Source organism: Embleya sp. NPDC020886 (genome assembly GCF_044333915.1).
In the GTDB taxonomy this organism is placed as follows: domain Bacteria; phylum Actinomycetota; class Actinomycetes; order Streptomycetales; family Streptomycetaceae; genus Embleya.
Genome location: NZ_JBIRRX010000037.1, coordinates 1 through 9,140, shown reverse-complemented (window position 1 = coordinate 9,140; position 9,140 = coordinate 1). Strand labels below are relative to the sequence as shown.

General features: G+C 70.0%; 9 protein-coding genes. 5 read left to right on the top strand and 4 right to left on the bottom strand.

Translation table 11 applies throughout. The annotated features are described in order from the left end of the window. Nucleotides 1–663: 663 nt before the first annotated feature. A complete protein-coding gene (locus tag ACH4U8_RS45945) occupies nucleotides 664–1,269 on the bottom strand; it encodes a hypothetical protein (RefSeq protein WP_395784727.1) in 606 nt (201 codons plus the stop codon). Between the two features lie 701 nt (nucleotides 1,270–1,970). Here ACH4U8_RS45945 and mihF point away from each other — a divergent pair. Further along, a complete protein-coding gene (gene mihF, locus ACH4U8_RS45940) occupies nucleotides 1,971–2,285 on the top strand; it encodes an integration host factor, actinobacterial type (protein ID WP_395784725.1) in 315 nt (104 codons plus the stop codon). Between the two features lie 136 nt (nucleotides 2,286–2,421). On the opposite strand, the gene ACH4U8_RS45935 is transcribed toward mihF, so the two are convergent. Further along, nucleotides 2,422–3,867: a Twin-arginine translocation pathway signal gene (locus tag ACH4U8_RS45935; RefSeq protein WP_395784723.1), complete on the bottom strand. Its 1,446-nt coding sequence runs from the start codon at nucleotides 3,865–3,867 to the stop codon at nucleotides 2,422–2,424. 193 nt (nucleotides 3,868–4,060) lie between these two features. Between ACH4U8_RS45935 and ACH4U8_RS45930 the strand changes: the two genes are divergently transcribed. Genes ACH4U8_RS45930 through ACH4U8_RS45920 form a run of 3 tightly spaced genes read left to right on the top strand, consistent with a single transcriptional unit; the run spans nucleotide 4,061 to nucleotide 6,358 of the window. Beyond that, on the top strand, nucleotides 4,061–4,324 hold the full coding sequence (locus ACH4U8_RS45930; protein WP_395784721.1) for a hypothetical protein: 264 nt from the start codon (nucleotides 4,061–4,063) through the stop codon (nucleotides 4,322–4,324). A 31-nt stretch (nucleotides 4,325–4,355) separates the two neighbouring features. Then, entirely contained in the window at nucleotides 4,356–5,303 is a 948-nt protein-coding gene (locus ACH4U8_RS45925) for an MvdC/MvdD family ATP grasp protein (protein ID WP_395784719.1), read from the top strand. Beyond that, the gene (locus tag ACH4U8_RS45920; protein WP_395784717.1) at nucleotides 5,300–6,358 is read left to right on the top strand and encodes a methyltransferase domain-containing protein; all 1,059 of its coding nucleotides are present in this window, start codon (nucleotides 5,300–5,302) and stop codon (nucleotides 6,356–6,358) included. The genes ACH4U8_RS45925 and ACH4U8_RS45920 overlap by 4 nt, the downstream gene beginning before the upstream one ends. A 256-nt stretch (nucleotides 6,359–6,614) precedes the next feature. On the opposite strand, the gene ACH4U8_RS45915 is transcribed toward ACH4U8_RS45920, so the two are convergent. Beyond that, complete coding sequence (locus ACH4U8_RS45915) at nucleotides 6,615–6,983, bottom strand: hypothetical protein (RefSeq protein ID WP_395784715.1); 369 nt, start codon at nucleotides 6,981–6,983, stop codon at nucleotides 6,615–6,617. Nucleotides 6,984–7,464: 481 nt separating this feature from the next. On the opposite strand from ACH4U8_RS45915, the gene ACH4U8_RS45910 reads away from it, so the two are divergent. Continuing rightward, nucleotides 7,465–8,019, top strand: a complete 555-nt coding sequence (locus ACH4U8_RS45910) for a hypothetical protein (protein ID WP_395784713.1) — start codon at nucleotides 7,465–7,467, stop codon at nucleotides 8,017–8,019. A 334-nt stretch (nucleotides 8,020–8,353) separates the two neighbouring features. Here ACH4U8_RS45910 and ACH4U8_RS45905 read toward each other — a convergent pair. Further along, nucleotides 8,354–9,140: CHAT domain-containing protein (locus ACH4U8_RS45905; protein ID WP_395784711.1), on the bottom strand; the 787-nt coding region annotated here is incomplete at its 5' end.

The following is a 9,140-nucleotide window of genomic DNA, read 5'->3' as shown; positions in this document are numbered from 1 at the left end:
ACTGCTGTGTATATCTCTTTGGCACGTGCTTTCTCTTTCCGGTTTCCTACAACCCTACGCGGGTCGCTGTCCGGAAGATCAAGGGCACCTCAAAGACAGACTCGGACCATCCCACCGACCCTCTCAAGGTCCGGCTCGGTCGCGTTCGATGACGGTCTCGGGGCGTCGGACGGTTTTGCCCACGACCCGGCTGGCGACTGCGGGGACGCCCAGTTCGTTGACCTGGGCCGAGAGGGCGTCCGGCACCCACCGCGGCCCCTGACCGCCACTTCGCCCCCGCCGACTCGTCGCCGAGCCGCCGCCACCCGTGGGGGACCGGCACTCCCGTTCCCGCCGAGCCCCCTGACATCCCCGCACTGCGACAACCCGCCGGGGAACCCCGCGGGAACTCCTCTTGCGACTTGGGGTTGCGGTGGTGGTGCCGAGTGTGTCTCTCGAAGGGGAGACGGTCGACCTGCGACGTTGCAGGGTCTGAGCGTGGCCGGCACCGCCCGACGATCGCCGCCGCGAGTTCGGCCGAGTCCGTTGGCCGGGTCCTGGGACGTGGCCTTCCAGGCGAGCTGGAGGCCGTCGTCGTGTTCGGCTTCCGCAAGGCGTGTTCCCGGGGTGGCGGAACCGGCGTCTGTGACCCTGGGGGCCGTCGAAGCCGGTGGGGTGTGGGGGTCAGGTGGTGGTGCCCGCGAAGAGTCCGCGTCCGGTCTTGAGGGCGCGTCCGGCTTTGACGAGGCCTTCGGTGGAGGTGCGGACGCTTTCCATGCGGCTCTTGGTGGTGGTTTCGCCGAGGGCTTCGGTGAGTTGGCGGACGTTCATGGGTTCGCCGGTCTTTTCCAGGATTTCGGCGAGTTCGTCGCGCAGGTGGGTTCGGACCGGTCGCCCGGTCGCCGGTTCGGGGGTGGGTTTCGCGGTGGGGGTCTTCTTCGCGCGGGTCTTCTTCGCGGGAGCGGTCGCGGGTGCCGTGTGCGCGGGGTGGGCTCGGGCCGGATCGCCCTTCTTCGGTGCCGTCTTGGGCCGGCGCTTCCTGGGGGTGGTCGGGCCGGCGACCACGGGCGTGTCCGCGGTGGCTTCCTCGGTCGGGACGTCGCCGGCCGGCGCCACCGGCGCAGGAGTGAGGGGGCGGATCAGTGCGAGGTGTTCCACCGCGTTGCGGCGGGCCTCCAATTGCCGTTCCACCTCGGCGAGTTCCGACCGCAGTTCGTCGCGGTGCTCGGCCAGTTCTTCGGCCTCGCGTTCCAGCGATACACGCAGTTCGTCGACCGTCGACGTGATCATCCGACGACTCCTTCCTCTCATGACACCGGGACCACCGGAGAGGCACGACCTCGTCGACCGGGGCGCTGGGTTCCCTCTACCGATGGGAGGGGACTTCCCACTTCCATGATGCCCACATGATCGCCCGTCCCGGCGCGTCGCGTGTGCCAAAGGACCGTTTTCGCCCGGCGCCCACCACGCCCCGGAATCCGACCCGTTTCCGACGCACCGGGACGAACACGCCCGGACGTGGATGGCGTGCTTCGCGCAACGCCGACGACCACCCGCGCCGACGACCGGTCACGACGAACAGACCGCGTGCCAGGCCCTTGTCGTGGTCGTGATCGACGACCACCGCGACTCCCGGGCACAGCGCGCGCAATGCGGGTGCTCGACCAGGTAGCGATGCTTGGCCTGCGACGACATCGATGGGTACCTCACCCGTGCCTTCGCCGGGTTTTCGCGGCCGACCGGTCGTCGACCTGCAAAGCGTCCCGGCTTTCATGGGACGAGAAGTCCGCGGCGGACATACGCGTTTCCGTGATTCCCGCACAGCCCCGACCCACGCGACATATCCCGTACGGCCGGACGACGTCGTGCGCACACCCTGTCGATCGGGACACCGGTTGCCCGCCGCCATCGGCAAAGTCGCTGGTCGAAGCCGCGGGCGGAGAGAGATGATGGGCCCGTTCCGTTCCGAGCGATGCGAGGAGAGCACCCGGATGACCGTGCCGCCGCTGACCACCGAGGAGCGCCGGGCCGCGCTTGCGAAGGCTGCCCTCGTGCGTAGGGAACGGGCAGAGGTGAGGGAGGCGCTCAAGCGCGGCCGGTTGTCGCTGGGCGAGCTGTTGGCCGCAGAGTCCGACGCCGTGCGCAAGATGCCGGTCCGTGCCCTGCTCGAATCCCTTCCCGGCGTCGGCAAGGCGCGGGCCGCGAGGCTCCTGCACGAGTTGGAGATCTCCGAGAGTCGCCGTGTGCGCGGCCTCGGCGTCCAACAACGCGAGCGACTTCTCGAACGCCTCGCACCACAGGGCTGACCGGCGGCCGGCCGTCCGCCGCGACCGTGGCGTGCGCCGACCCCGAATGGGCCCGTCCTCACGTCGGCGCGCGAGAAAAAGGTGCTGTGCGATGTCGGGCGCGAGCGACGGTACGGAGCCGCAGGTCGTGGCGGGTTCACGACGCCGGTGGTTGTCCCTGGGTGTCGACGGCCCGGGGTAACGCCACCAGGCGTTCGCGGAGTTCGTTGCCGGCGCGTACGTCCCGAGGCAGCCCCGACGCCAGGCGGTCCAGGCGTTCGCGGGTGGTGGCGCGCAGGTGTTGCGTGGGGATGTGGTCGAGGAGGTCGTGGGCACGGGCGGCGGCGTCGCCGGGCGCGGAGGGGGCTTCGGCGAGGGCCAGGACGGCGCTGGCCGCCGCCCAACCCGGTGACGCGTACGCGGCGGCCGCCACGGATTCGCGCGCGTGCTCGCCCGCACGGTCGCCTTGGCCGAGGGCGATGTGGGTCTCGGCGGCGTGCAGGAGATGCTCGGCACGGTCGAACCCGAACCGCCCCCGGGCCTGCGCCGGGGACGCGTCCAGGGCGTCGTCGGCGTCGGCGAGGGCCCGTCGGGCGTCCTCGGCACGACCGAGCGCGGCCAGGGACGGTGCGAGTGCCCAGGAGGAGAGCTGCGCGCGCCGTAGCGGTGTGGCCGCGAGGGCGAGGCCGCGCTGGGCATGCACGAGCGCGGCGTCGTGGCGCCGGTCGGCGCGGGCGACCATGGACGCCGCGCCGAACGTCCACGCCCGCAGGTTGCCCTCCCCGCAGCGTTCGCCCAACAGCGCGGCGGCGGCCAGGTGCGCCTGGGCGCCGGTGTGGTCGCCCAGGTGGAACGCGAGGTTGCCCAACAGCGCCGAGAGCCGGGCCGCGACCGACCGCAGACCGGTCACCGTGGTGCCGTCCCCACCACCGGCCGCGTGTTCGAGCACGGGTACCAACATGCCGCGCACAAGGTGGAGTTCGCCGAAGAGCACCTGGGGTGGGTGACGCGAGTAGTTGAGCGCGTAGTGCTCCACGGCCGCCTCGGCGAGGTCGACGAGGGCCCGCGACGCGCGCGGATCGTCGGCGAGGGCGAGGTGGAGGGACTCACGGACGGCGGGCAGTCCGGCGGCGGTGGTCACGTGTTCCACTCCCCAGTGCGCGGTCGCCCACCCGACGTGGGCCTCCCGCGCCCGACCGTACCCGAGCCCGCCCACCGGAACCCTCGTTTCGTCCCTTCCGCACGCGCACCGTGTCGCCAGCCCGAGCCGGTGCTCGGTGGTGCCGTACGCGCGTGCGAGGACCTGCGCGTACTCGGGTCCGGGCCGATCCGGCCCGTGTTCGAAACGGCACAACTGCTCGGCCGAGAGGCCCGGCACTTGCAGTCCGTCGTCGGCGTAGATGCGCGCGACGGTGGCCAGGGTCTGCGCGCGGGTCCAGCCCAGCGCCAGGCGCCACCCCTCCAGCGCGGACAGTTCGGGGATGTGCTCCCCGATGGTGTCCGCGATCTCCTCGACCGGCCGGCGTTCGCGCTCGCAGCGGGCACGGATGGTCGCGGCCTCGCGTCGTATCTGTTCACGTCGCGCCCGGGTCGGCCTCGACATCGCGCCCCCTCGACGGTGCGTCACCGATCGATGACCGCACCGTAACCCGAACCGGCTGCCATCCGGGAGACATTCGCCCCGGCCCCACCCCTATTGACACTCGACCTCAATGCCGCGCGCGTTCACCCGCAATGACCGCCGGCACCGGGCCGGCGCACGCTGAAGGCACGACCCGACGACGAAAGGGATCGCCATGAGGACCGTGTTCGAACCCGAAACCGAGGCAACCAAGACGGCCGAAGACGCCCTGATCCCGCTGCTGTTGGACCGGGCCCGGCCCGCCGGGACCGCGATCGACCTCCCCGGCGTCCTGGTTCTGGACGAGCGCACGCAGGTCTCGTTGTTGGACGGGCGGCCGTTGGTGGAGGTGCCGGGCATCGAGATGGCGACGAAGTCGACGTTCAGCACCGACGGGAACTCCGCTATCGCCATCGACGAGGGAGCCGACGATCTCTGACCGACCCGCGTCGCGGACCGGCCGGCCCCGGGTGCTCGTCGCCACGGGGCCGGTCGACCCGACCGCCGACCTCGTCATCACAGAGCTCAATCAGCGCGGTATTCCGTGCGCCCGCATCGACCCCGGCGGCTTCCCCCGCGACGTCACCCTCGACGCCACCCTGTCCCGGGACGGCGTCTGGCACGGTCACCTCGCCCAAGGCACACGACGCATCGCACTCGAGGACATTTGCGCCGTCTACTGGCGTCGCCCCACCACCATCCACGCGAGCGCCACCCCGGCGGGCCCGGAACGCGACTTCGCCGAACGCGAGGCCCGCCTGGGCCTGTCCGGAATCCTGGCCGCGCTGCCCGACGTCACCTGGGTCAACGACCCCGCACGCGCCGCCGCCTGCACCAAACCCGCCCAACTCGCCGCGTTCCGCGCGGCAGGCCTGGACACCCCCGACACCTGGATCGGCAACGCACCCGCCGCCCACGGCCGCTTCTGCGCCGACCACGCCCCGGCCATCGGCAAGACGCTGGGACCGATCACCCACACCGACGCCACCGGCGCACGCCACGTCGTCAACACCACCCGCGTCCCGGACGCCTACGCCGGCCACCCCCGCATCGCCTCCACCGCGCACCTCGTCCAGGCCGAAGTCCGAGGGCGGGCGTTCGAGTACCGCGTCGCCGTCGTCGGGGAGCGCTTGTTCACCACCGAGATCCACGTCGACGCCCCCTACCTCGACATCCGCACCGCACCCGACGAACACACCACCTACCGGCCCGGAACACTGCCCGCCGCACTCGCGCGCCGCGTAGTGTCCGTCACCCGGGACTTCGGGCTCGTCTTCGCCGCCTGGGACCTCATCGCCACCCGAGACCACCGCGTCTTCGCCCTCGAACTCAACCCCGGAGGCCAGTGGGGCTTCGTCCCGGGCCACCACCACATCACCACCGCCATCGTCGACCACCTGGAGCACAGCACCCGATGACCACCCACCCACCCGCGGACACGACCCCCGCGGCGTCGCCGGCCGACACCGACGAGACTCGCCGACTGCGCCACGCCATGGTCGACGCGATGATTACCGAAGGCATCCGCCCCGACGTGCTGGACGCGTTCCGCGCCGAACCGCGGCACGTGTACGTACCCCGCTTCGTACGCCGGATCGAGACCGCCGCGCAGACATGGGAGACCCGCGTCTTCACCTGCGACCACCCCGACTGGACACGCGAGGTCTACACCGACCAGCTCCTGGTCACGGCGACGATGTTCGGCGACGACGGCCCACCGCTGTCGTCCTCCACCGTCCCCTCCCTGATGACCGCCATGCTCGACGCCCTCGCCATCGAACCGGGCATGCGCGTGGTCGAGATCGGCGCCGGCACCGGCTACAACGCCGGCCTCCTCGCCCGCCTCGCCGGAGACGACAACGTCACCACCCTCGACATCGAACCCGACGTCGCCACCACCGCCCGCCGCGCGTTGACCGCGGCGGGACACCCGCGCGTCACCGTCGTCCACGCCGACGGCACCCCGCCACCCGCCGAGCCCCGCAGCCTCGATCGCCTCATCGCCACCTGCGGCGTGGACCGCGTCCCCAAGACCTGGCTCGCCGCCGTCAGGCCCGGCGGCCGCCTCGTGCTGCCGCTCGGTACCGGCGTGGTGTGCCTGACCGTCGACGAACACGGCCACGCCGAAGGCCCGTTCCTGGCCACGCCTGCCTACTTCATGGGCCTGCGCACGACTGCGCGCAGCAACGGCATTCCCTATCCCGGGGGATCCGACCGGCCCGCTCGAGCCGTGCGCGATGACGCTCGACGCGTGGCACGACGACGATCTCCGCTTCCCCATCGGTCTCGCCCTGCCCGCGTCCGACCTCGGCCAACGCGACCTTCCCGACGCGCTGACCCTGTGGACCGGCGACGGCTCCGTCGCGACCGTCCACGCCGACGGCACGTGCCGCCAGTGCGGCCCGCGCCGCCTCGCCGACGAACTCGCGAACGTCCGGCGCGACTTCGAGAGCGCCGGCAGACCCGGGCGTGAGCACCACCGGCTCCGGATCGACCCACAAGGACGCCACACGACCTCGTTCACGCCCCCGGCGTAGCCTGCCGATGCGCTGGCCCCGCAGGACCGCCACCTCGATCGCGCCGGTAACCGGTCGTGGTCGATCCGCCCGAGCCGCGTCCGGGAGCGGGCCGGGCGGTCTCTTCGGATCCCAGGCTGCGGTGCCGCGCCGTGGCGTCGGCCGGTGGCGATTCGCGCACTCGCCCCGGCCCCGCTCTCCGGGATCCTGGGGTCAGTGCTCGCGTGGGGGTCGAGTCATGCGGGCGTGCAGAAGGGCGGCGCGGGTGAGTTCGGTGCCGTCGGGGTGTTCCCGGTTCAGCAGGTGGGTCAGGCCCGCGGGGGCGTGTCGCCAGTGTTCGTGGAGGTCGGCGTCGGCGCCGATGTCGTCGAGGAGTCGGTCGACGACGCACGCGGCCTCGGTGGGTCGGTCTCCCCAGCCGTCGCCCCACCACGGATGGTTGCCGCTGCCGGGGTCGCACGGGGCGGGGTGGACCAGGCCGTCGGTGGTGGTGACCCAGACCGTGCCGTGCAGGGTCACGCCGGCCAGTGCCGCAACTGCGGTCCGCCTGCGGCGACGCGCGCACGGTGACCCGGCAGCCATGTGCCCACTCCAGAAGTTGGCGGAGCATCGCGGACGCCAGTCCCTGCGGGCCGGGGTCGATGTCCAGGCGATGAAGAGCCGCGCGTTCGAGTTCGGCAGGGTCGACGGCGGCCAGGAATCACGCAGCGGTCGGACCTGCCTCGTCCTCAACGCCGACGTGGACGCGTGCGAGGAGATCGAGTTCGGCCGGGCGTGTGCGGACCGGGACGGGTGGAGCACGATGGTGGGTGGAGACCCGGCTCCCATGACTACTTCGACGGCCCGAAGCGAATCGGTCAAGTCGAATCCGGAGACGACAACTTCGTGTCTGGCTTCGTCCGAGCGCAACCGGAACGGGGTAAGAGGCGCGGCTCTGGAGTCTGCGGCAAATGTCCATGATCACCACCATAGGGACACGTCCAGACAGCCCTTGCATCCGTGTATGCAGGCTGGGCCCGCAGAACCGCCGACACCATCGGGACTCGCACGCCAGGATTCGGGCATGGAATGGATAACCTTGCTCGCTGGCTTCGTTGGCACGATCGTCGGCGCTGGCGCCTCGTTTGCGGGCACATGGTGGACTCAACGGCAGGCGGATACTGCGGCGCGCGAACAACACGCCCGGATGCAGACCCATGCCGCGATCGAGACGACCGTCAACGCCGTATTGGCGCTCCGACACCATGGGCGCGCCTTCCCGACGATCAACAATTCCGGCGGATCTGGCAACACCGAGGAACACGCGTGGGCGGAGCGGCTCCCGGCGCTCCTGGACGGGATCGATCTCGCCACGATGCAGATCCGAGACCGCGAGTTGCGCGAACGCCTCACCGAGATCATTGGGTTCAGCGCACGGTACGAGTACTTCGTGAGCCTCACCCCCAACATCTTCACGCCGGGAACGTTCCACCGCAGTTCCACGGTCGGTCCCCTTGCCGAACACGCCATCGCTTGTCTGGGCGCCCGTCTGCGGGACGAGCCGCTTCCGGAGCCGTCGGCCACGCTCCTGAGTGTCCGTGCAACAGAACAGGAACTCATGAGCGAGGGCCATCTGTAACGCCGGGTATCGCAATCGATCGCTTCGATCGACGACACGTCCTCCGCCCCACGCCCGTGGTGGCTGCTGGGTGTGGGAAGTTGAGGCAGGTACAGGGGCGTCGGTCGGCGACTGGTCGGGCGTCGCGCACACGACGGCGATCGCTCAGTGGGTCACGGGTACCGGCCCACTGGGCGTCTGTACGGATCAATCAGCCTGGTGCACAGGCTTCTCGGCGCGTTTCGTCGTTCTGGCCTTCCTGTGGCGGGTCGTGGAGCCTTGGGGTGAACTTCGACACAGTCAGATGGCAATCATTGCCTCGACCCCGAGCCCAACCACGACGTGGCGTGCGTCCTTAGCTGCGACCCGTTTCCTTCTCTATCTTGGCAAGCAGAGTGGAGAGGAAAATGCGATCCGGTTTGCCAGCGAAGAAGTAGAACAGGGATTCTGGAACGTAGCCCGGCCTGCGAAACCAATTGCGTACGCGATCGCCTTGGCCTTGGTCGTCGGCGATCTCGCTGAGGACGCGTTCAGTGTCCTCATAGATGTGTGGAAGCCGCAACCGCCCTTTCGAACGGTTGAGCATGAACTCGCTAAGGACATCTACGCCACTGGGTGTCAGGCTGTGCACCCAGGCTCCCAGGGACGGGCTCCCCGCGTGGAGGATGTCGGTGACGGCGTTCGACGCCTGCACCTTGTGCCAGACGTCAAGGAGGGTGGGGTGTTCGTCGGGCTCAGACAAGACCGCCGCGATGTTGATGAAGAATCGTCCCATCAGTGTGGCGTTGCGTAGTACGTCGACGGACACTTGGGTTCCCAGTACGGCCCGTACTCCCTCACGTATCAGCAGATCCGTAATGCTGACGGCTCCGGCGCCGCGGGGTGCGACGTGGCATGCACTCAGGATCACCACCGGCGGTGGATTATCCAGTCCGAGTTCGATGCAGAACTCCCGCTCCCCCAAGACGAGTCCGGCAACGTTTCCACGTAGGGCACCATGCGCGCTCACAACCAGGATGTGCGGTGAATGGTCGGCGACGGCGTGCCTTAGAAGCCGTTTCATTTGGCATATTGGCGGTAACAGATGAATGCGGCGGCGATGCTGACGAACGCGCCGAAGTGCGCTGCCTTGATCTCGTATC